Raw genomic sequence first — 21124 nt, 5'->3', positions numbered from 1 at the left:
AATTTATGCCTGTATTAAAAAAAATTTTAATTAACATAAAAGTTCTTACCTTTAAGTTATCTTTCTAACCATCTTAAAACTAAATTATTATGAAAAATTTATTAGCAATTCTTTCTGCAGCTTTTTTATTAATAGCTTGTGAGAAAGGAAAAACAACAGCAGCCAGTGGTTCTGATAAAACAGATTCAGCATCTACATCTGAATGGAAGCCAGTAGACTCCGCAACCGCCATGAAAGACTGGATGGCGTACTCAACACCGGGAGAAATGCAAAAAATGCTTGCAAAGTCTGATGGAACCTGGACAGGTGAAACGACAATGTGGATGGAAAACGGAGCAAAACCTATGATGAGTAAATCTGAGGCGACCAATAAAATGATGTTTGGCGGACGTTATCAGATCACTAATCATAAAGGTGACTTTATGGGGATGCCTTTTGAAGGAATGAGTATTGTGGGATATGATAACGCAAAGAAAAAGTTTGTCAGTACATGGATCGACAATATGGGAACCGGAATCATGCACAGCGAAGGAGACTGGAATCCTTCCACAAAATCGGTTGAGTTTAAAGGAAAAATGACGGATCCTTCAAGACCTGGAAAAGATTGTAATTTCAGAGAAGTATTCACCTTTGTGGATGATAATACTCAAAAACTTGAAATGTACGGCCCTGATTCCAAGACCGGAAAGGAATATAAAACTATGGAAATAAAATATACGCGTAAAAAATAATCCATAAAAAAACCGCTTCATCAGAAGCGGTTTTCAATTTATAATAGATTAATAATTAATCATTTAACTTTAATACAGCCATGAACGCTGATTGCGGTACTTCTACTCTACCAATCTGCTTCATTTTCTTCTTACCTTCTTTCTGCTTTTCCAATAACTTACGTTTTCTGGAAATATCCCCTCCGTAACATTTTGCGGTAACGTCTTTTCTCAAGGCCTTAATAGTTTCTCTTGCGATTACTTTCGTACCTAATGCAGCCTGAACAGCAATATCAAACTGTTGTCTCGGGATCAGTTCACGAAGCTTTTCACACATTCTTTTACCGATATAATAAGCATTAGAATCGTGAATCAATGAAGATAAAGCATCTACCATATCACCATTGATCAGGATATCCATTTTTACAAGCTTGGAAGCTCTGAATCCGATGGGGTGATAATCGAATGAAGCATATCCTTTAGAGATAGATTTTAATCTGTCATAGAAGTCGAATACCACCTCAGCAAGAGGCATATTGAAAATTAACTCTACTCTTTCTGATGTCAGATAACTCTGGTTAACGATTTCTCCTCTCTTTTCAATACATAAAGTCATTACTGCTCCTACGAAATCGGATTTTGTAATGATAGACGCCTTGATGAATGGTTCTTCTACTCTGTCCATCGTTGAAGGATCCATCATTTCAGACGGGTTATTGATCAGAATGGGAACTTCAGGTTCTTTTTTAGTATATCCAAAATAAGAAACGTTTGGTACCGTAGTGATTACGTTCATATTAAACTCTCTGTCAAGACGTTCCTGAACAATTTCCATGTGTAGCATTCCCAAGAATCCGCAACGGAAACCAAAACCAAGAGCTGCGGAACTTTCCGGCTCGAAAACCAGAGAAGCATCATTCAGTCTTAATTTTTCAAGAGAGAATCTTAATTCTTCGAAATCTTCAGAATCAATTGGATAAATCCCGGCAAATACCATTGGCTTTACTTCCTCAAATCCATCAATCGGAGCATCCGCAGGTTTTTCAAATGAAGTGATGGTATCTCCTACTTTTACTTCACGGGCATCTTTAATACCGGATACAAGATATCCTACATCTCCGCAATGGATTGTTTTCTTGGGAACCTGCTTCAGTTTTAAGGTACCTACCTCATCAGCTCCATATTCTTTTCCTGTAGCGAAGAATTTGATCTTTTCATTTTTGGTGATACTTCCGTTCACTACTTTAAAATAAGCTTCAATACCTCTGAACGGGTTGTATACAGAGTCAAAGATCAAAGCCTGCAGCGGACCGTCAGGATCTCCTACCGGTGCAGGAATTCTTTCAACAATCTGCTCTAAAAGGTTATGAACACCTTCTCCTGTTTTACCGGAAACTCTCAATACATCTTCATATTCGCATCCGATAAGGTTCATGATCTCATCGGTTACTTCTTCAGGATTTGCAGACGGAAGGTCAATTTTATTCAGAATCGGAATGATCGTTAAATCATTTTCCAATGCAAGATACAGGTTACTGATGGTTTGTGCCTGAATACTCTGTGCAGCATCTACAATTAGAAGTGCTCCTTCACAGGCAGCAATAGAACGGGATACTTCATAAGAGAAGTCAACGTGTCCCGGGGTATCAATAAGGTTTAAAATATATTTTTCTCCTTTATACTCATAATCCATCTGGATCGCATGTGACTTGATTGTAATCCCACGTTCTTTCTCCAGATCCATATCATCCAGCGTCTGAGACTGTAATTCTCTTTGGGTAACGGTATTCGTGTACTCCAATAGACGGTCTGCCAGGGTACTTTTACCATGGTCGATATGAGCGATTATGCAAAAATTTCGTATGTTTTTCATTTAAGAATCTTGTAATTTGCAAAGATAAAAAAAAGCAAGAGATTATTGTCTTTCATTATCTTATTGTATAAATTTATTTAATTTCCGATTGAAAACCCTTGTTTTTTTATTCCATCCTTCCGAAAATATTCCTATTTTTCAAAAACATATCCTCCGGTTAAAGAATCCAGATAGACATTGGATTCCATAGTAGATCTGAAACCGACACCATGAATAGCTCCTGCATTAGTACCGGATGAAGAATCTATGGCAGCTCCTATTAATGCCCCTACCAGCCCTCCTGCAACTGCTCCAACAAATAATCCTCCGGTTTGGGCGGCCGCAAAAAGATTGGTTCTGGAAGAATAAATATAAAATCCTCTGGAATCCTTCTTTATTTCATCCATCCCTACCGGTGTTGTTTTATAAGCTTTTCCGTTTTCAACATAACAATACATATTGGAAAAGGATGTTTCCTGACCATTATAATTCAACTGAACTACATTTCCTTTTTTATTTTTCTTAACAGAATAATCCAAATTCGGTTCCTGATTATGAAACGCCTGAAAAGTGGTATAGACTCCATCTTTAAGGACAGCATTATTAAATGCCTTATACCCTTTATGTAAAAACTCTTCATACCTGTTTATCTCGTTTTCAGGAATATAATACCCCTGGGTAATATTCGGATAATAAGAAGCTTTGATAAACTGAGTAAATACCTCAGAAATATGATCTGCCAGATATTTAGAAGAATGTACAGTTATTTTCGGATTGGAAACGATCACATTATTATATCTTCCTATAAAATAATATTTATCATTTCTTTTGATAAAGCTTGACAGTTTAATTCTGGCTTTCGCATAAGGGAATGTACGGTTATTGTCATGCTCTTCATAGACTTTAAGGTCTTCCAGCATCAGAACAATATCATTATTTCCCACTGTTTTATTATCTTCATTGAATTTATTTTCGATAAAGCCTTTAAGGTCAATATTTGCAAATTTCAGCTCAACAAGATCTTTTTTGTCTGAAATGCTACCTATATTTTTATCTGATCTGTTATCAATAAAAGTGAGTGATTTTGTAAGTCCCTTTTTGTCTTTTAGATTATCATTAAGCTTAATTATTTCAGTCTTTTGAGCCGGCCATAAAGATGAAAGTAAAAAAAAGAAAAATAATTTTTTCATCTTGCTAATTTTCGGCAAAAATAGGAATTTACAACAAAATTAAACGGCTCTCACAGAAATATCTGTAAGAGCCGTCCAACATTAAAAAAATAAACTATTATGGGTTCTGTTTAGGTCCCGAAGCATTGTTATGGTTTCCGTGAGGTCTTCTTTCGTCCATTTTATCCTTCATCATTTTCTCGGATTGAAACAGCTTCAAAACTTTCTGGCAGGGAATTACCTGCTGCATTTTATCTGCGTATTTCTTTCTGTTATCCAATAACTTCTGTCCCAATTCAAAACTTTGCTGCAATTTTGCTTTAGCCTCGTCATCCGTTAAGGATTCAGGATCAAAGTTCGAATTAAACTGACTTTTTATCTGCCTCTGGCTATCCAGATATTCGTTATATAATTGTGTAAATTCGGCTTTATCATCCGGATCAACATTAAGATTATCCATGATCATATTGTCCCTGAATTTCTTCAGGAGTTCTTTTCTCTCTTCCGGAGAAAGATTATTGATGACTTCTTTCCTTTGTTTAGGATCCATCTTTTTCCAATCATAATCCGTTCTTTGGGCATTCAATCCAAAGCCATAAATAATCAAAAACGTCAATAATATCTTTTTCATTTTCTTTTAATTATAAATATCCAAATAAACGTCCTGAGTCGAATTACTTGCTAACTCTGCAATTTCAGAATTAGAAAACGAGTCCAGATATTCATTCATTCGTGTTTCTTCTTTTTTCTTTACAGTTTTCACCGGTTCAGGGGTCTCTGCAGTTTTTTTGGTTTCGTTTACACTTTTAGAAGCGTAGACATTGTTATTTTTTTGATTGTCAACTGTTTGATCATTATTTTCAACAGAAGTTAAATCAGATTTTAAAGTTTCATAAGCCAGCTCGCTTTCTGTTTTCGGCGCTCCGTCATTGGCAGCATAAGCTGTTTTAGAGTTCAGTATCTGTTCAGGGGAATCATTATCTGAATTAAAAACATAAGTTGCTCCAAAAATCAAAGCCAGTGATGCAGCTGCTGCATACATCCAGTTCAGCTTAAAGACAGGTGCTTTTTTACTTGCCTTTATATCATTCATAACGTTCTCCTGAATATTTTGAAACAAATTATCAGGAACTGTGTAAATGTTTTTACGCTCTAATTTTTCTATGTCGAACTCTTTCATCTTTGGTGGTCAAAAATTATTTTTCGTAATTTTCTTTAATATACTCTTCTATTTTCTGTTTGGCATAATGATAATTTGTTTTCAAAGTGCCTACCGACATATCCACAATTTTTGATATTTCTTCGTAGGGCAAATCATCATAATACCTCATCATAAATACCAGTTTCTGCTTTTCGGGCAGGCTCTGTATAGCATTCTGCAGTAAAATCTGTATTTCCTCAGCATCTCCTTCTGTATTATCTGCGACGAGATTCTGCATATGATACTCCGGATCCTCATCCGTTTTCTGCATTTTTTTCATTTTGTTGACCTGTTGTAGTGCTTCGTTGGTAGCGATTCTGTACAACCAGGTATACAACTGGCTATCATTTTTAAACTGATGAAAATTCTGATATGCTTTAATAAAAGTTTCCTGCAAAGTATCCTGTGCAAGATCTCCGTCCACAATAATTCTTCGTATGTGCCAGTACAATCTGCTTTGATAGGCATCCATCAAGGCACGAACCCCTTTATCCTGGGTTCGTGGATTTTGCATCAACGAAATAATTTCCGCGTCCTTAATCTTCATAAGATGCCTTCATTGTTTTGGATTACAAAAATAGCTGAAAGTTAAATTAAAAATTCAATTTTCATTTTAAATATTAAAAATAATATGAGACACTTACGCAATAAACGTGCCTAGATTACAGTCCCTGATTTCTGAAGTGATCTTCCTTTCCCGGCTCAGCTTAAAATCTTATATTTGTTATATGCAAATTGTAATCATCGGTTCCGGAAATGTTGCCTATCATATGGCAAAAGCTTTCACGTTGAAAAGCATTCCTGTGGCGCAGCTATTTGGGAGGAACGAAAAAGAATTAAGTAAAATCTCTGAAGAATTAAATATTCCTTACTCTACGGATCATCTGGGAGAAGCAGATCTTTATATCATCTGTGTAAGCGATCATTCTGTTGAAGAAGTCTCAAAAATTATTACAAAAAAAGATTGTCTGGTGGCCCATACCTCAGGATCTCTTCCCAAAGAAGTTCTGGCTGGTGAGTATAGAAAATCCAGCTTCTACCCTTTACAGACTTTTTCAAAATCCAAGGAACTTGACTATGAAAAAATTCCGTTTTTTATAGAGGCGGAAAATGAAAAAGATCAAAAAATATTGTTCGATCTTGCTTCAAAAATTTCAGAAAGGGTGATGAAAAGCAGCTACGAGAAAAGAAAATATATTCACCTGACAGCTGTTTTTGCCTGCAATTTTGTGAATCACCTTTTTTCAAGGGCTAAAGAAATTTCAGATTCTCAGGAAATTCCGTTTGATTATTTCTTGCCGCTGATTGATGAAACGGTTCAGAAAATTCATGAAATTGAACCTAAAATGGCACAAACAGGCCCCGCAGTAAGAAATGATGTAAGAATTTTACAGCTGCATGAACAATTATTAAAAGACGAAAGTCTTGAAATTTATAAAACAATGAATCATTCTATTCAGGAAATGTATGAGCTATAAAGAGAAATTAAAAGATATTAAGGCATTTGTATTTGATGTTGACGGAGTTTTCACAGACGGAAGCGTATATCTGCTTCCCGGAGGAAATATGTGCAGGGTAATGAATGTCCTGGACGGTTATGCAGTAGTAAAAGCTTTAAAAAACAATTATTTAATTGGGGTTATTACGGGAGGAAATGATGAAATGGTAAAGCACAGAATCAATTATCTGGGTATTCAGGACTACTACCCTAAGTCCCACAACAAAATGATTGATTTTGAAGACTTTAAGAAGAAATACAATCTTAAGAACGAAGAAATACTAACCATGGGTGATGATCTTCCGGATATTCATATTATGGAAAATTCAGCTATTGCGGCATGTCCTGAAAATGCGGTTCCTGAAGTAAAAGGAATTTCCGATTATATTTCCCCGAAAAAAGGTGGAACCGGTGCGGTTCGTGATGTCATTGAACAGGTAATGAAAGTTCAGGGGAACTGGCATGACGATAATACTCAATCTGTATAAGTATCTGTATGAAATTACTTTTAGCATCACAATCCCCAAGAAGAAAAGAACTTCTTTCGAGTTTAGGCTTTGAATTTGAAGTCGTAAAAATAGACTGTGAAGAAATTATTCCGGAAAATATCAAAATACAGGAAGCGGCCGCTTATCTTTCTGACTTAAAAGCAGATGCTTTCAGAAGTCTGGAGGAAGATGAAGTACTTCTGACTGCCGATACGGTAGTTGCTATCGACAATCAGATCCTTGGTAAACCTAAAGATGAAGCGGATGCCTTTAAAATGCTTCAAAACCTTTCAGGAAGAACGCATCAGGTGTATACGGGAATTACCATCAAAACCACCGGAAAATCGATCACTGAAACCGATGTGGCTGATGTTACTCTGGACAAGCTTTCGGATGATGAAATAAACTATTATATTCAGAACTATAAGCCTTTCGACAAAGCCGGAAGCTATGGTGTTCAGGAATGGCTGGGAATGGCAAAGATCACAAGTCTTACCGGAAGTTATTATACCATTATGGGGCTCCCTACCCATCTTGTTTATAAAATACTGAAAGAATCTTCTCTGATTTAAAAGATTATCAGGTTCGAAACTCCCATTAAAGAAGAAATAAAATATTTCTACCAGAAATATAAATATTATTCATTATAAAATTTTATTATTTTTACAAAATCATCAAACTGCTGATAATAAAAAGCAGATTAGCGAGTTATATTGAATAATGAAAAAGAATATATTATTCCTTTTAGTCATATGTCTTGTTGCTTCCTGTGCTACCAAAACCAAAAAGCCGGAGCAGCGATCAAGAGTATTGAAAGGATTTTCCACATATTATAACACATTATTTAATGCAAAAGATGCATTAAACAGTGAGTTTACCACCAGAGACAAAGGGCATAAGGACAACTTTTATGCTCCCTACATTCCTATTCTGACTTATGAAGAACAGCCTTTAGGAAGTGATCTTGGACAGACTGAGGCTTTTGCCGAAAATTCGATGAAGATGGCTGAAGTAGCCAACAGACCTTCAGGAAGAGGCAATTCAGGAATTCCGAATATTCCCGGCGGACCTCAGGGAAACGGTCCTTCAAGACCTGACGGAGAAGAGAATAAAGGAGCCACTACTCTGGAAATTGCAGAAGCTAAAGCTTTAAAAGCAATTAATAAATATTCTGTAACCAGAAATGGTGAAGAGAAAAACAAGCAGATTTTTGATGCCTACATGATCCTTGCGCAGGCAAGAATTTACCGTGGTAAATCTCTGGAGGCCCTGGATGCTCTCAATTATGTCTTCACCCGTATGAAAGATGATAAGAGAATTGCACTTGCAAGAATCTATCAGGGGCTTGCTTATGATCAAATCAAAGATTATCACAGAGCGCATGAAACATTTGCCAAACTGAAAAGTGAAGATATCAGTAAAAGTTATGCAAAACTGCTGAGCATTTACTATTCCGAATCTCTTCTTGATGCCGGTAAGAAAGAAGAAGCTGCCAAGGAACTTGACAATGCTTTTGAGCTCAATACAAACAGAAAACTGAAAAGCAGAATCGCTTATCTGAGAGGTCAGGTGCTGGAAAATCTGAATCAGAATGATAAAGCAAGAGAAAGCTATGCTGCAGCGTATAAATATGCCAGTGATTTCGAATTTGAAGTAAAATCTCAGGTTGCCATCGCCAAAACTTTTAACGGCAAAGGTGATTATGCAGGAGCAAAAAATTACCTGGAAGGAATCAGTAAAAAGGGAATGTATGGCTCCAGAAAGAACGAATTTTACTACGCTTTAGGATTAATGGCCAATAAAGCAGGCAAAAAGGATGAAGCGCAGCAATTCTTCAGAAAATCACTGTTTGAAAAGGTTTCTGATCCTCAGATCCGTGGATTGGCTTATTATGAAATAGGAAAAAGCTATCTTGATAAGAATGATTATATCGGAGCCGGAAGTTATTATGATTCTGCACTTGCTGTAATGACTTATGAACCTTCAAAAATACTGTTAAAAGACCAGTCTGAATACATTAAAAAGATTTCCAAAAACTACTATCTGATCAAAAAGAATGACAGTATCCTTACGCTGGCAAAGATGAATGACAGTCAGAAAACAGATTATTTCACAAAATATATTGCCAAATTAAAGATTAAAGAAGAGAAAGAGGAGCAGGAAAGAAGACGTGCAGAAAGAAGTAAAGGTTTTGATACCGGAGATTACAGTGCCAATTCTATTTTTGCCAATAGCGGCAATTCTTTTGAAGACTTTGGAGTCACTACAAAAGGTTTTTATTTCAGCAATTCAGGAACGGTAAGCAAAGGAACCTCTTCATTTAAGCAGATCTGGGGAGACCGTGCCCTGGCCGATAACTGGCGTTCTTCCAAGAAAATGGCCTCTATTGAGGATATGAAAAATGAAGCGTTGGGAGTAACTTCTGCGCCTAATCCAAGACGTTTTGAGCCTGCGTACTATATTGAACAGATTCCTACGGATCAGGGGAAATTATCTCAGTTAAAAAAGGACAGAGACACTGCTTCACTAGGTCTGGGAATTATGTATCAGAATTATTTTACCAATACTCCACTGGCTACGAAAACGCTTTATGATCTTGTAGATGTAAAACCGGAAGAAAAAGTGATGTTACAGGCATTGTATGAGATTTTTGCCATGAATTATGAGAAAAATCCACAGGCTTCTGAAAGAGCAAAACAAATTCTCTTAGCTGATTATCCTTATACTTCTTACGCTGAATTTGCCAGAAATCCTAAAAATAAATCATTTGTAAAATCAACTGAAGAAGTTGAAAACGAATATAAGAAGGCATATGCGCTATTTGAATCAGAAAAATTTGTGGAAAGTAAAGATATTATAGATCAGACGATTCAGAAGTTTCCGAAAGATGCTCTGGTTCCTAAGCTGTATTTATTAAATGCGTTCAATGCAGGAAAATCAAGTGGAAAAGAAGTTATGATTCTCCAGCTGGAACAGATTGCCCTGAATTATTCCAAAACACCTGAAGGAATAAGAGCTAAAGAAATGCTGAATTATCTGAAAAGTGACCTCAGCTTCCAGGCAACGGACAACAAAGGAAATAATATTCCTCAACAACCGTCAGGAGCACCTGTACAACCTAACACCCAAAATACGGGAGTTCCACAAATGAATAGTGGAAAAGTACAGAAGCTGGATACGATGCAGAACATTAATACGAATACTGCTCCACAGCAAAGTCCTAAACAGCCAAACGAAACAAAATCGGGTTCCAAGATCCCGCCAAGACCTCAATAAAATAAAAAAGCGAAGATTTATTCTTCGCTTTTCTTTTTCTTTACTCCGTGGAAGTCCTTCAGATAGAAAGGCTCAAAATAAGCCATATCTTCAAATTCTTTATTTTCTATTTTCTCCAGCGTTTTTCTGATCAGATATTGGGAAGACGGATAAACGTTTTCATTAAAAACTGCATCCGGAAGATTTACGATCTCTTTTGCTTTTTTAGCGCCATCCCCTATAAACAGAACTTTTTTATCTTTAAATTCTTTAAAAGATGTTTCATCCAGAATCTTGGCTTCGGTATTGGATAACTCCTCCCCTGTTTTACCGTCATAAACGGCCGTATAAACCTCCATTCTCCTTGCATCGATCAAAGGGATAACGAAGTCATAGTTATCGCCTAAAAAAGGCTCTATCATGCTTTCAAGAGAATTCACTGCTACCAGAGGCACCCTGAGTCCATAACAAAACCCTTTAGCTGAGGCTGCTCCGATTCTTAGGCCGGTATAAGATCCGGGACCTTTTCCTAAAGAAACGGCTTCGATATCTTTAAGCGCTATCCCCGCTCCTTCCAATGCCCACTCTACATAAGTGTGAAGACTTTCAGACTGTTTATAGTTTTCAGAAACTTCTTCACAAAGGCACAATAACTTCTCATTATCTGATATGGCTACTGAACAGTTTTTCGATGATGTTTCCAGATATAGAATTTTCATTTTTTTGTTTTAAAGCTAAACAGCAAAATCGCGAAAAGCAAAATCGCTTTATAATATTCTACAAATTTACTCCATTATTTTGGACTATTTTCTATAAATCGTTCTTGGTTCAGCCTGAGCACTTGGATAGATGGTCATATCTGAAATGGTAACGTGTTTCGGTGCGTTCACACAGTAAGCAATAGCATCAGCAATATCTTCCGCCTTCAGAGCATCATAACCTTCATAAACCGTTGAAGCTTTTTCACTATCTCCCTTGAATCTTACCAGAGAGAAATCTGTTTCTACAGCGCCCGGCTGGATGTTGGTTACTTTGATTCCAAATTCCGTAAGCTCCAATCTCATCCCTTCCGAAATAACGTCTACTGCTTTCTTCGTTGCACAGTACACTACTCCATTCACATAGGTTTGTCTTGCTGCTACAGAACTGATATTTACAATATGACCTAAATTTTTAGTTTTCATAGTTGGAATGATCATTTTGGAAACATACAGTAATCCCTTCACATTTCCGTCAATCATAGAATCCCAGTCGTCCGTCTTACCAGCAGAGAGAGGATCTAACCCATGAGCATTGCCGGCATTATTAATCAGAACATCAATATCTTTCCAGTTCTCAGGAAGAGAATTAATGGCTGCTTCCACTTCTTCAAGATTTCTTACATCATATATTAAACTAAATATTTCGGCGTATTGAGAAAGTTCTGTTTTTACAGACTCCAGCACCTCACTTCTCCTTCCACAAATAATAATTCTGTTTCCTTGCTTTGCAAGAAGCTCTGCAGTGGCTTTACCTATACCGGAAGTTGCACCGGTGATTAATATTGTCTTCATAAAATTGGTTGTTAAATGTCCGAATGCACTCCTCTATCAATGTCATGATTCTGTTACATTCAAACATTGTTGTATTGATTTATTAATTCGCATCAAAAGACTGAAAAGCATCTTTGATATGGTCAATTACTAAATTTTTGTTTTCATCGGGAAGAACAGAAATAATGTCAAACCTGGCTTCCTGATCGTTATTACATTCCTCCAGATAATGATTAGCTGCAGAAACAATAGATTTTATCTTTGTTTTGGTTACAGCTTCCTGAGGAAGGATGAACGCATCGGTGGATCTTGCTTTCACTTCCACGATAATAATCAGATTATCTTTTTCAGCAATGATATCAATTTCGTTTTGCTTAAAACGAAAGTTTCTGGCCTTAATTTTATAGCCATTTTTCTGAAGATAATCAGCAGCGAGATTCTCTGCTATTTTTCCAAAATCATTGTGATGAGCCATAGTGTATAGTTAAGAGTCTGGAGATGGGAGAGTAGTAGTGCCTTAAAAATCTATTTTTACATTAGCATCCACTTTCATTTTCACGTTGGCACCAATTAAAAGGGGTCTGTTGTCCTTAATATGTCCATTCGGGAAAGCAAACACTACGGGAAATTTATATTTTGAAATTCTGTCTGAGATCAGTTTATAAACGAACTCATCAAAACTTTCATCATAGCTTTGATTTTCCTTTTCATCACCCATATTGGTCATTCCACCAACAATCAATCCTTTGATTTTATTGAAAACACCTGCCAGCTCCAGACTCATGATCATACGGTCCAGTGCATAGAAGTTTTCCCCGATATCTTCAATAAACAGAATCTTGTCTTTAAAGTCAAATGAATATTTGGTTCCAAGAAGGGCATAGATAAGGGCTAAATTCCCTCCGACCAGTTCTCCCTGAATATTCCCCTTTTTATTGAATGGGTGAGATTTAAGGCTGTATTTTGGCTTTTCCCCTTTCAGGATATCGAAAATAAGATCATAACTTTCTCCGGTAACTCCAAAGCTGGATGTTTTGATGGTTTGTCCATGGATGGAAACAAAACCTTTTTTCATCAGATAACTTTGGATAACTGTATTATCAGAATATCCAATATACCATTTCGGGTTTTCTGAGAAATTTTTCAGCTTCAGATGCTGAATAAGATGCTGGCAACCATAGCCTCCTCTTGAAGCCCATACAGCTTTTATTTCCTTATCGTTAAAAGCCCAGTTGATATCTTTTGCTCTTTCCTTTTCTGTTCCGGCATAATTATATCCGTTTGAAAATTTAGTGTAGAGATGTTCTCCGAGAACGGGTTCAAAACCTCTGCTCTTAATCATTTCTATTCCCTTTTCCAGTTGAGTGGCATCTACAGCTCCTGCAGGGGAAATAACAGCTATTTTGTCTCCTTTTTTAAGAGACTTTGGAAAGATCATTTTTTTCATTTTGCTTTTTGATATTTTACTTCTTTCTTTTCTGCTTCCTCCAGTTGTCTTTCAAACTGATTGAATTTTTTGAAACTCTGCAGGAAAATAAAGAAACTGAAGATAATGAGAATACAGCCAACAACTCTTCTGATCTGGTTGGCCAGTTTTTGTGTTAATTTATCATGAAACTGCTTGGCAAGAAATATCTTGGCAAGATCTATAGAAAGGTAAGTGGCCAGAACTATGCTGATGTATAAAACAAAACTGCTGGTGTCCGGATATTGATTCCTTACGGAAATTACCGTTACCAGCCAGAAAAGAATGACTCCCACATTGAGAAGGTTAAAGAAAAAACCATTGAAAAATGTCTTAATATAATTCTGTCCAATAATCCTTTCTTCGCCGGGCATATGCATTTTGGTTTTGGTTACCAGCATTACAATCCCGTAAACAAAAATAAGAATAGAAGTGATCCTGTAGAATCCCGGATGTTTATCTATTAACGTTACAATATCTGTACTGGCATAATAGGCTGCTACAATGCATAATAAATCTGCTGTAATAACGCCAAGATCCAGTGACAAGGCATGTCTGGGGCCTCTGGAAAAGCTGGTTTCAATAAGCAGGAAAAAAATAGGTCCTATGAAAACCAGGCTTAGCATAAATCCTAATATGACGGCAGATAGTACAAGTTCTAGCATTAAGTAGTGTTTTAAAATGAATAAAAATTCATTTCGTTTAATACAAAGTTAGACTTTATGATTTAATTATTCAATAAAGTTGTGATATATCAAGTGGATTTTAATAAGAGTTTAATGTAATTTTTTTATTAAGAAATAGGAGAGTAGAGGAGAGTACATTTTCATACTTTTTACATTTAGAAAATAAAAGGCTGACGGTTTGGTAACACATCAGCCTTTATAATTTTATCAACAGTCTTCTTTAATACTTAATTCTTTACTTCACAATCTGGAAGTCAAGCTGCTTCTGAATCAGATTTGCTTTCACCACCTTAATCTGAACTTCATCTCCAAGCTGGTATTTATTTCCATGTCTTATTCCGTATACAGCATGGGTTTTCGCATCATACATATAGGAATCATCCACAAGGTCTCTTAATTTGATCAAACCTTCAGCACCATTCTCAGGAATTTCAACCCAGAAACCAAATTCTGCCACTCCGGAAATCACTCCTCTGAATGTTTCTCCCAGATGTTTTTCCATGAATTTCACCTGCATGTACTTGATGGAATCTCTTTCCGCATCTGCTGCCAATCTTTCCATAGCACTGCAGTGTTTTGCTTTTTCTTCAAGCTCACCTCTGTTTGGAGATTTTCCGCCATCCAGATAATGCTGAAGAAGACGGTGTGCCAGCAAATCGGGATAACGACGGATAGGAGAGGTGAAGTGACTGTAATACTCAAAACCTAAACCATAGTGACCGATTGGTTCTGTAGAATACACCGCTTTGCTCATACTTCTCATCGCAAGGGTTTCAATCATATTTTCTTCCCCTTTTCCTTTTACATCATGAAGAAGTTTATTCAAAGACGCAGCCACTTTTTTGGTATTGGCCAAATCCATTTTATATCCGAAAGTAGCAACGAAGTCTCTCAACGATTCCAGTTTTGCAGGATCCGGATCATCGTGTACCCTGTAAATAAATGTATTATTGGTGATCTCACCTTTTCTTGAAAGGGATACAAATTCTGATACTTTTTTATTGGCTAAAAGCATGAATTCTTCGATCAGGTGATTGGAATCTTTACTGATTTTAAAGTAAACCCCAACCGGCTCATTATTTTCATCAAGATTGAATCTTACTTCACTTCTGTCAAAAGTAATGGCTCCTTTTCTCACACGTTCATGACGCATTATTTTGGCCAGCTTATCAAGTGTATTGATCTCTTCAGCCAGATCTCCCTGTCCGGTTTCGATACGCTCCTGCGCTTCCTCATAAGTAAATCTTCTGTCTGAATGAATAACCGTTCTTCCGAACCACTGCTTTTGAATTTCAGCATTATCATTCAGTTCAAAAACTGCAGAAAAAGTATATTTATCTTCATGGGGACGAAGTGAACAGACATCATTACTCAATACTTCCGGCAGCATCGGCACAACCCTGTCAACAAGATATACCGAAGTGGCTCTCTGATAAGCTTCATCATCCAGAATAGTTCCCGGAACTACATAATGGGATACGTCTGCAATATGAACCCCGATTTCCCAGTTTCCGTTTTCAAGCTTTCTTATAGATAAAGCATCATCAAAATCCTTCGCATCCTTAGGATCAATCGTAAAAGTACAGATATCACGCATATCCCAGCGTTTTGCAACTTCTTCATCTGTGATGCTTCTGTCGATTTTATCTGCGTCTGCTTCTACTTCCGGTGGAAACTCATAAGGAAGACCATATTCTGCAAGAATAGAGTGGATTTCTGTTTCATGTTCTCCCGGAGCACCCAGCACCTGAATGATTTCTCCTTCCGGATTTTTGTCACCCGGCCTCCATTCTGTCATTTTTACAATGACCTTATCACCATCTTCAGCATTGTTGAACTTTCCTTTCGGAATAAAGATATCTGTGTTGATTGTTTTTTTATCACAAACCACAAATCCAAATTCCTTGTGGGTAACCTTCTGAAATGTTCCTACAAATTCTGTTCTGGTACGCTCCAAAACTTCCAGGACAGAGCCTTCCAGCTTCTTTCCTTTATAATGATAAGTTATAATAAGAACCTTATCTCCCTGCAGCGCATCCTTCACATTTTTGGAATGAACGAAGACATCATCTTCCAATCCTTCCACACTTACATAAGCATTTCCACTTTGGTTGAAATCAATAGTTCCGGTAAGCGTTCCTGCGATTTTCAGGTTCACGATATACTTTCCTTTTTCCACTTCTTTAATCTTCTCAGATCCCTGAAGTTTATGCAGTGCCTGGATCACAAGTTCTCTTTGTCTTGGATTTTTGTAATCTATTCCGTCAGCGATCTGCTTATAATTATAAATTTTGGATGAATTTGCATTCATAAAACGGAGGATCATTCTTCCGATCTCCATCATTTTTAAATCATTTTTATGACTTATATATTTTCTTTTTTTTGGCATTTTAATTTTCTTTTAATTGTTTTGGTCTTATCTCAAATAAAACCTTTTTCTAAATCTTCCTTATTCGTTCCTTTGTATAAGGTCATTCAATTTCATCATTAGAATCTTTCCGTAAATCATCAGAAATTATCTTTCAGTTTACTTACAACGGGAGCTTTAGTTTTGTATAAATTTAATACAATTCTGGAGAAGAAAAGAGAAAAACCTTCTATTAATATATTTCAAATATAAGAAAGGCTTTGGAGAAAAATAGAGTATAAATTTCTATCGGACACTGCAAATGTACGAATAAAAAATAAATAAGGCTTGCAAAGTGATTTACAAGCCTTATTTTATTTATTTAGCAAAATGCAATTTTGTCAACTCTGTTCTGGTGTCTTCCACCTTCGAAGTCTGTTGAAAGAAATTGATCTACAATTTCCAGCGCCAGTTCTTTAGCTATAAATCTTGCCGGCAGTGAAATCATATTGGCATCATTATGCTGTCTTGCCAGTGTTGCAATCTCCGGCATCCAGCACAAAGCACATCTTATTTTCTGGTGTTTGTTCGCAGTGATCTGAACTCCGTTTCCGCTTCCACAGATCAGGATTCCCAGCTCATTTTCTCCGTTTTCCACAGAGGTTGCGGCAGGGTGTACAAAGTCCGGATAATCCACACTGTTTGTGGAAAACGTTCCAAAATCCTGAACTTCAAACCTTTCTGAAAGGTAGTTCTTAACAATCTCCTTATATTCATAGCCGGCATGGTCTGCTGCGATCGCAATTTTTCTTTTCATAATACTCTTATTAAGCTTTATTAGATTCTATTTCCTTACAAAGGTAAGAATAATAACAATTCGTGTTAGTAAACCCTGAGTTAATTGTGAAAAGGTATGTGAATAACTGTGGAAAACTTTTCTCAACTTTCTATTTTTAAAGATCAATTTATTTCGTAATAGAAATTCTTTCCGAAGATTTTTACCACAACTTTCCAGATGTTTTCTTCAGCTATCCCCAGATTTTTCCATAATAAAATAACTAATAATGGCTTCATTTCAAAGTTATCAACATTTGTTAATAAGTGTTTGAAATAGCTGGTTTACAGGAATTTATATTGTGAGTTAAATATGAATTGGATACAAGTTGAATGTTATCAATTATTATCATAAAACTTATCCCCGAAATTCACAACACTCAACAACAACTACATTATTTTTTTTTTAAAAAGAGAAAAAATTGTTGATTAATGGGTGATTGGGTTCGGGGAAAGTTTTTGAAAACTTTTATTTTAATCAAACTGTTGAAAAAGTTTAAAACCTTACATTTGTGAAACAAAAATTCAATGAGATTTATGAAATTGTTCTTGCGAGATTTTACCAAAAGCTAAAACGGATTTCTGCAGGACGGTCTCATAAGGCTTAGCAAAAAATAAATCTATTTATGAAAACAATCAATGATCTTAATTTTAAAGATAAGAAGGCTCTGGTAAGAGTGGATTTCAATGTTCCGCAGGATGATCAACTGAAAGTGACAGACAATACAAGAATTGTTGCTGTGAAACCTACAGTGGAGAAGATCCTTAATGATGGTGGTTCTGTCATCTTAATTACACACCTTGGAAGACCTAAGGGAGAGGTTAAAGATGAATTTTCCCTTAAACATATTGTAGGCGAAGTTTCTTCTGTTTTAGGACAGGAAGTAAAGTTTGTGGATGAATGTATCGGAGAGAAAGCAGAGCAGGCAGCTGCCGATTTAAAACCTGGGGAAATCTTATTATTGGAAAATGTACGTTTTCATAATGAAGAAGAAAAAGGGGATGCTGCATTTGCGGAGAAACTTGCAAAGTTAGGAGATGCTTATGTAAATGATGCATTTGGTACAGCGCACAGAGCTCATGCTTCCACAGCAGTAATCGCTCAGTATTTTCCATCAACTAAATATTTCGGTTTTCTAATGGCTAAAGAGCTTCAGGCTATCGATAAAGTATTGAAAAGTGGGGAAAGACCTGTTACAGCTATTTTAGGAGGTTCTAAGGTTTCAACTAAAATTACCATTATAGAAAATATTCTTCCTGCAGTAGATAATCTGATCATTGGTGGAGGTATGGCATTTACTTTTATTAAGGCACTTGGAGGAAAAATTGGTAATTCTCTTGTAGAAGAAGATAAGCTTCCTTTGGCACTTGAGATTTTAGGAAAAGCTAAAGAGCATAAAGTAAAAGTATATCTTCCTTCTGATGCTATCATTGCTGAAAGCTTTAGTAATGATGTGGAGAGAAAAGAAGCTGATATCTATGCAATCCCTGAAGGATGGATGGGACTTGATGCGGGTCACAAATCGAGAGATCAGTTTAATGATGTATTGTTGAATTCAAGGACTATTCTTTGGAACGGGCCTATCGGGGTTTTTGAAATGTCAAATTTTGCTGGTGGTACAGTTGCTTTAGGAGAGAGTATTGCTGAAGCAACAAGACTTGGTGCTTTCTCTTTAGTTGGAGGAGGTGACAGTGTTGCTTTTGTTAAGCAATTCGGATATGCTGATCAGGTAAGCTATGTTTCTACCGGAGGTGGAGCAATGCTTGAAAGTCTTGAAGGACTTGAGTTACCAGGGGTAGCAGCAATCAATAATTAATAGAAAAGGCAAGATATTGTAAAGCCTGCTAATTATATTAGCAGGCTTTTTTTATTTCCGGAATATACAGAAAATCCTTTATCGATCGGTATTTCCATTGTATTTTAGATATAACTTATAGTTATATGTGATTAAGTTGAATTCTCTTTCAACTGCTTAAGCTTTTAAAGTATTTTTTCTTATCAGAATCTTCCTTTATATCTCCGTAATTTTAGTGTTTTTTCTATTTTTTAAACAGAATTTTTGGAGATCATTGGCTCATTTTTTTGCTTTGTAATTTTGAAATAGTAGATAGATTATTGAATTTTATTTATCAATTTTCTGGTAAATTTTGCATGGTTGAAGATCTCTATTTTAAAAGCAGTTTCGATCGTTTTTTATTTTGATATTTATTTTTCAGGTAGTTTTTTCATAGGTGTAGGTAACCTAATGACTGAACTTATAGCTTTTATTTTTGAAATAGGGTAGATTTACTTTTTCTTTCTTGCTTAGAAGATTCTGATAGTTATTTTAAAATACTATTTTGCATCTAATTTATTTCATATAAGTGTGAATGCTCTGTATTTTGTTGAATTTCAATAAATAAGCTTATTTATTTTATTTTTTAAATGGTTTGGTTTAGCTTTGATTATTTCTTAAGTATTGTAAAATGAACCAATTACCAGATTTTCTTATGTTATTTATAGTAAGAAAAAATTAGGTAGTTTTTTGAAATACTTTTAGCATTGAAATTTTTTTAAGAATTAATTTCTGATAAAATTTTACAAACTCGCTTTATTGTTTTCTGATACTTTTATATTTTGTCATTATTCTTGATGTGTAGGGTAGGGCAGTTCTTATTTTCATTTCCTGCATCTTTTGAATCAATTTAAAAAATGTCTTGTCTGACTGGTGGTTTTTATTTTTGTCTGAGATACTGAAAAATTGACCTTCATAAATGCCTTTAAAATCGATTTTCTGTTTTTTTTTCGGGAATTTATATGCTGATTTATTTTTAGCAGGAAATACTATTGTTTTTTGGGAATTTTATTTTCATAATTTGTTTTTTTATATTTTTTTCTCTTTTAATGGCCGTAGAAAGATTGTATAATATTCTGACATGATTTTCAACTTTAGATTGATTTTGGATTGTTCTTTGAATATTTTAAAAATAGAGTAGGGGATAGGTCTGTTAATTTTAATAAAGATAATCAGATTAAAAAATTGCATTTAAAGTTGGTAAAGAAATTATTGATTGAATAGATATAAAAAAATAAAACTCAGAAGAAAAAATCCTGAGTTTTTTGTTTTTAAGTTTAAAATTGCTGAAAATTGACCTTCATAAATAGGGCAAAAATCGATTTTCTATCTTTTTTCGATAATGTATATCAAACTTGAAAATTCGTTCGAAAATAATGCCTTTACGTTGGAAATTGTTCCAAAGATCACTGCTTTTAGCCAAAATAAGGGTGATTTTTTGTATTTTTCGCTCAACATAGAGATATAATATGAATCAAGAACCAAAGGTTTGATCTTTCTCATTTTCCAGTCAGGATTTTTGGAAATCAGGTTTTCCATACCGTTCTTTGAAAAATGATAGATATGTCTTGGAACATCATAAGCGGCCCAATATTCTTTATAATGTTTTGCATCATAGGAAGTAGGGTTGGGAACTGCAATAACAAGTATTCCTTTTTCTTTTAATTTTTGATGAAAAACAGCAAGCATTTCGTCCTGATTCTCGATGTGCTCAAATACATGCCATAGTGTAATAGCATCTAAGGTATTTTCCTCAATTTTGTTAATATCATCTAAAATAAAAGCCTTGGTTATTTTTCCCTGTGCTGCTTTTCTGGCATCAGAATCCGGTTCAAATCCATAGGTTTCAAAATCATTTTCAATATATTTTACAAATTCTCCTGCGCCGCATCCATAGTCCAAAACTTTTGATCCTTTTTTTATTCTGTCTACCAGTATATTTTTTTTATACTGCAGATTAAAAGACTGAAGAAATTTATAAAGTTTCTCTTTTAAACTTCCGGAATCCTGGTGGTGAGAAATATAATCTTCACTTTCATAATATCTGGAAATATTGGATGGAATAGGAGTAGTTTTAAAAACTCCTTTAGTTTCTGTTTCTTTAATTTCAAATATTTCCTGTGAAAGAAAATGATCTTTTATTTTCATTGAAGTAAATATCTTTTATATGATAAAAAAATTAAGATATTCAGAAGTGTTTTACGCTTATAAATACCTTAATTTTTGTTTTTATTTTCTAATGTTTCACGTGA

The 21124-nt window shown here is 35.4% G+C and carries 19 protein-coding genes; 6 read left to right on the top strand and 13 right to left on the bottom strand.

The features are described 5' to 3' along the window. Window positions 1–89 precede the first annotated feature (89 nt). Window positions 90–731, top strand: a complete 642-nt coding sequence (locus AC59HC_RS01465; RefSeq protein ID WP_496557868.1) for a DUF1579 domain-containing protein — start codon at window positions 90–92, stop codon at window positions 729–731. Window positions 732–786: 55 nt separating this feature from the next. On the opposite strand, the gene lepA is transcribed toward AC59HC_RS01465, so the two are convergent. The 5 genes from lepA to AC59HC_RS01440 all read right to left on the bottom strand — a co-directional run bounded on the left by lepA (window position 787) and on the right by AC59HC_RS01440 (window position 5479). Then, a complete protein-coding gene (gene lepA, locus AC59HC_RS01460; protein WP_062672783.1) occupies window positions 787–2583 on the bottom strand; it encodes a translation elongation factor 4 in 1797 nt (598 codons plus the stop codon). Between the two features lie 131 nt (window positions 2584–2714). After that, a complete protein-coding gene (locus tag AC59HC_RS01455; protein WP_496557867.1) occupies window positions 2715–3752 on the bottom strand; it encodes a glycine zipper 2TM domain-containing protein in 1038 nt (345 codons plus the stop codon). A 97-nt stretch (window positions 3753–3849) separates the two neighbouring features. After that, window positions 3850–4362, bottom strand: a complete 513-nt coding sequence (locus AC59HC_RS01450) for a hypothetical protein (RefSeq protein WP_137904559.1) — start codon at window positions 4360–4362, stop codon at window positions 3850–3852. Between the two features lie 6 nt (window positions 4363–4368). Beyond that, complete coding sequence (locus tag AC59HC_RS01445) at window positions 4369–4911, bottom strand: hypothetical protein (RefSeq protein WP_216443603.1); 543 nt, start codon at window positions 4909–4911, stop codon at window positions 4369–4371. A gap of 16 nt (window positions 4912–4927) precedes the next feature. After that, window positions 4928–5479 (bottom strand): RNA polymerase sigma factor, encoded by a 552-nt coding sequence (locus AC59HC_RS01440; protein WP_110008945.1) that lies wholly within the window; start codon window positions 5477–5479, stop codon window positions 4928–4930. Between the two features lie 181 nt (window positions 5480–5660). Between AC59HC_RS01440 and AC59HC_RS01435 the strand changes: the two genes are divergently transcribed. From AC59HC_RS01435 to porW, 4 genes are all read left to right on the top strand, one after another. Beyond that, on the top strand, window positions 5661–6410 hold the full coding sequence (locus AC59HC_RS01435) for a Rossmann-like and DUF2520 domain-containing protein (RefSeq protein ID WP_343642676.1): 750 nt from the start codon (window positions 5661–5663) through the stop codon (window positions 6408–6410). Beyond that, complete coding sequence (locus tag AC59HC_RS01430; RefSeq protein WP_202842178.1) at window positions 6400–6918, top strand: KdsC family phosphatase; 519 nt, start codon at window positions 6400–6402, stop codon at window positions 6916–6918. The genes AC59HC_RS01435 and AC59HC_RS01430 overlap by 11 nt, the downstream gene beginning before the upstream one ends. Window positions 6919–6926: 8 nt before the next feature. Further along, a complete protein-coding gene (locus tag AC59HC_RS01425) occupies window positions 6927–7490 on the top strand; it encodes a Maf family protein (protein WP_496557866.1) in 564 nt (187 codons plus the stop codon). 148 nt (window positions 7491–7638) lie between these two features. Then, a complete protein-coding gene (gene porW / locus AC59HC_RS01420; RefSeq protein WP_343643423.1) occupies window positions 7639–10194 on the top strand; it encodes a type IX secretion system periplasmic lipoprotein PorW/SprE in 2556 nt (851 codons plus the stop codon). Between the two features lie 17 nt (window positions 10195–10211). Here porW and tsaB read toward each other — a convergent pair whose 3' ends face one another. The 7 genes from tsaB to rpiB all read right to left on the bottom strand — a co-directional run bounded on the left by tsaB (window position 10212) and on the right by rpiB (window position 17020). Continuing rightward, window positions 10212–10892: a tRNA (adenosine(37)-N6)-threonylcarbamoyltransferase complex dimerization subunit type 1 TsaB gene (tsaB, locus tag AC59HC_RS01415; protein WP_202842172.1), complete on the bottom strand. Its 681-nt coding sequence runs from the start codon at window positions 10890–10892 to the stop codon at window positions 10212–10214. Window positions 10893–10976: 84 nt separating this feature from the next. Next, a complete protein-coding gene (locus tag AC59HC_RS01410) occupies window positions 10977–11726 on the bottom strand; it encodes an SDR family NAD(P)-dependent oxidoreductase (RefSeq protein ID WP_496557865.1) in 750 nt (249 codons plus the stop codon). 82 nt (window positions 11727–11808) lie between these two features. Next, window positions 11809–12180, bottom strand: coding sequence for a YraN family protein (locus AC59HC_RS01405; protein WP_202842168.1), 372 nt, complete (start codon window positions 12178–12180; stop codon window positions 11809–11811). Between the two features lie 42 nt (window positions 12181–12222). Continuing rightward, on the bottom strand, window positions 12223–13152 hold the full coding sequence (locus AC59HC_RS01400; RefSeq protein WP_496557864.1) for a S66 peptidase family protein: 930 nt from the start codon (window positions 13150–13152) through the stop codon (window positions 12223–12225). Next, window positions 13149–13835: a LysE family translocator gene (locus tag AC59HC_RS01395; protein WP_202842164.1), complete on the bottom strand. Its 687-nt coding sequence runs from the start codon at window positions 13833–13835 to the stop codon at window positions 13149–13151. The genes AC59HC_RS01400 and AC59HC_RS01395 overlap by 4 nt, the downstream gene beginning before the upstream one ends. 256 nt (window positions 13836–14091) lie before the next feature. After that, window positions 14092–16245, bottom strand: a complete 2154-nt coding sequence (gene rnr, locus AC59HC_RS01390; protein WP_110008954.1) for a ribonuclease R — start codon at window positions 16243–16245, stop codon at window positions 14092–14094. 340 nt (window positions 16246–16585) lie between these two features. Further along, window positions 16586–17020, bottom strand: a complete 435-nt coding sequence (gene rpiB / locus AC59HC_RS01385; RefSeq protein ID WP_202842160.1) for a ribose 5-phosphate isomerase B — start codon at window positions 17018–17020, stop codon at window positions 16586–16588. A 643-nt stretch (window positions 17021–17663) separates the two neighbouring features. On the opposite strand from rpiB, the gene AC59HC_RS01380 reads away from it, so the two are divergent. Continuing rightward, window positions 17664–18854 (top strand): phosphoglycerate kinase, encoded by a 1191-nt coding sequence (locus AC59HC_RS01380; RefSeq protein ID WP_496557863.1) that lies wholly within the window; start codon window positions 17664–17666, stop codon window positions 18852–18854. Window positions 18855–20198: 1344 nt separating this feature from the next. Here AC59HC_RS01380 and AC59HC_RS01375 read toward each other — a convergent pair. Beyond that, window positions 20199–21020 (bottom strand): class I SAM-dependent methyltransferase, encoded by an 822-nt coding sequence (locus AC59HC_RS01375; RefSeq protein WP_496557862.1) that lies wholly within the window; start codon window positions 21018–21020, stop codon window positions 20199–20201. Window positions 21021–21124 lie beyond the last annotated feature (104 nt).

It is taken from the genome of Chryseobacterium sp. DZ-32 (genome assembly GCF_059587025.1).
Note: the sequence above shows the minus strand (reverse complement) of the source record. Positions and strands in the feature narration are given on the sequence as shown.

Coding starts and splice junctions, on each gene's coding strand:
- rnr (WP_110008954.1), bottom strand. CDS start 16,245: ATGCCAAAAAAAAGAAAATATATAAGTCATAAAAATGATTTAAAAATG.
- AC59HC_RS01430 (WP_202842178.1), top strand. CDS start 6,400: ATGAGCTATAAAGAGAAATTAAAAGATATTAAGGCATTTGTATTTGAT.
- AC59HC_RS01445 (WP_216443603.1), bottom strand. CDS start 4,911: ATGAAAGAGTTCGACATAGAAAAATTAGAGCGTAAAAACATTTACACA.
- AC59HC_RS01440 (WP_110008945.1), bottom strand. CDS start 5,479: ATGAAGATTAAGGACGCGGAAATTATTTCGTTGATGCAAAATCCACGA.
- AC59HC_RS01465 (WP_496557868.1), top strand. CDS start 90: ATGAAAAATTTATTAGCAATTCTTTCTGCAGCTTTTTTATTAATAGCT.
- AC59HC_RS01455 (WP_496557867.1), bottom strand. CDS start 3,752: ATGAAAAAATTATTTTTCTTTTTTTTACTTTCATCTTTATGGCCGGCT.
- AC59HC_RS01435 (WP_343642676.1), top strand. CDS start 5,661: ATGCAAATTGTAATCATCGGTTCCGGAAATGTTGCCTATCATATGGCA.
- AC59HC_RS01410 (WP_496557865.1), bottom strand. CDS start 11,726: ATGAAGACAATATTAATCACCGGTGCAACTTCCGGTATAGGTAAAGCC.
- tsaB (WP_202842172.1), bottom strand. CDS start 10,892: ATGAAAATTCTATATCTGGAAACATCATCGAAAAACTGTTCAGTAGCC.
- AC59HC_RS01450 (WP_137904559.1), bottom strand. CDS start 4,362: ATGAAAAAGATATTATTGACGTTTTTGATTATTTATGGCTTTGGATTG.
- AC59HC_RS01400 (WP_496557864.1), bottom strand. CDS start 13,152: ATGAAAAAAATGATCTTTCCAAAGTCTCTTAAAAAAGGAGACAAAATA.
- AC59HC_RS01380 (WP_496557863.1), top strand. CDS start 17,664: ATGAAAACAATCAATGATCTTAATTTTAAAGATAAGAAGGCTCTGGTA.
- AC59HC_RS01405 (WP_202842168.1), bottom strand. CDS start 12,180: ATGGCTCATCACAATGATTTTGGAAAAATAGCAGAGAATCTCGCTGCT.
- lepA (WP_062672783.1), bottom strand. CDS start 2,583: ATGAAAAACATACGAAATTTTTGCATAATCGCTCATATCGACCATGGT.
- AC59HC_RS01425 (WP_496557866.1), top strand. CDS start 6,927: ATGAAATTACTTTTAGCATCACAATCCCCAAGAAGAAAAGAACTTCTT.
- rpiB (WP_202842160.1), bottom strand. CDS start 17,020: ATGAAAAGAAAAATTGCGATCGCAGCAGACCATGCCGGCTATGAATAT.
- AC59HC_RS01375 (WP_496557862.1), bottom strand. CDS start 21,020: ATGAAAATAAAAGATCATTTTCTTTCACAGGAAATATTTGAAATTAAA.
- porW (WP_343643423.1), top strand. CDS start 7,639: ATGAAAAAGAATATATTATTCCTTTTAGTCATATGTCTTGTTGCTTCC.
- AC59HC_RS01395 (WP_202842164.1), bottom strand. CDS start 13,835: ATGCTAGAACTTGTACTATCTGCCGTCATATTAGGATTTATGCTAAGC.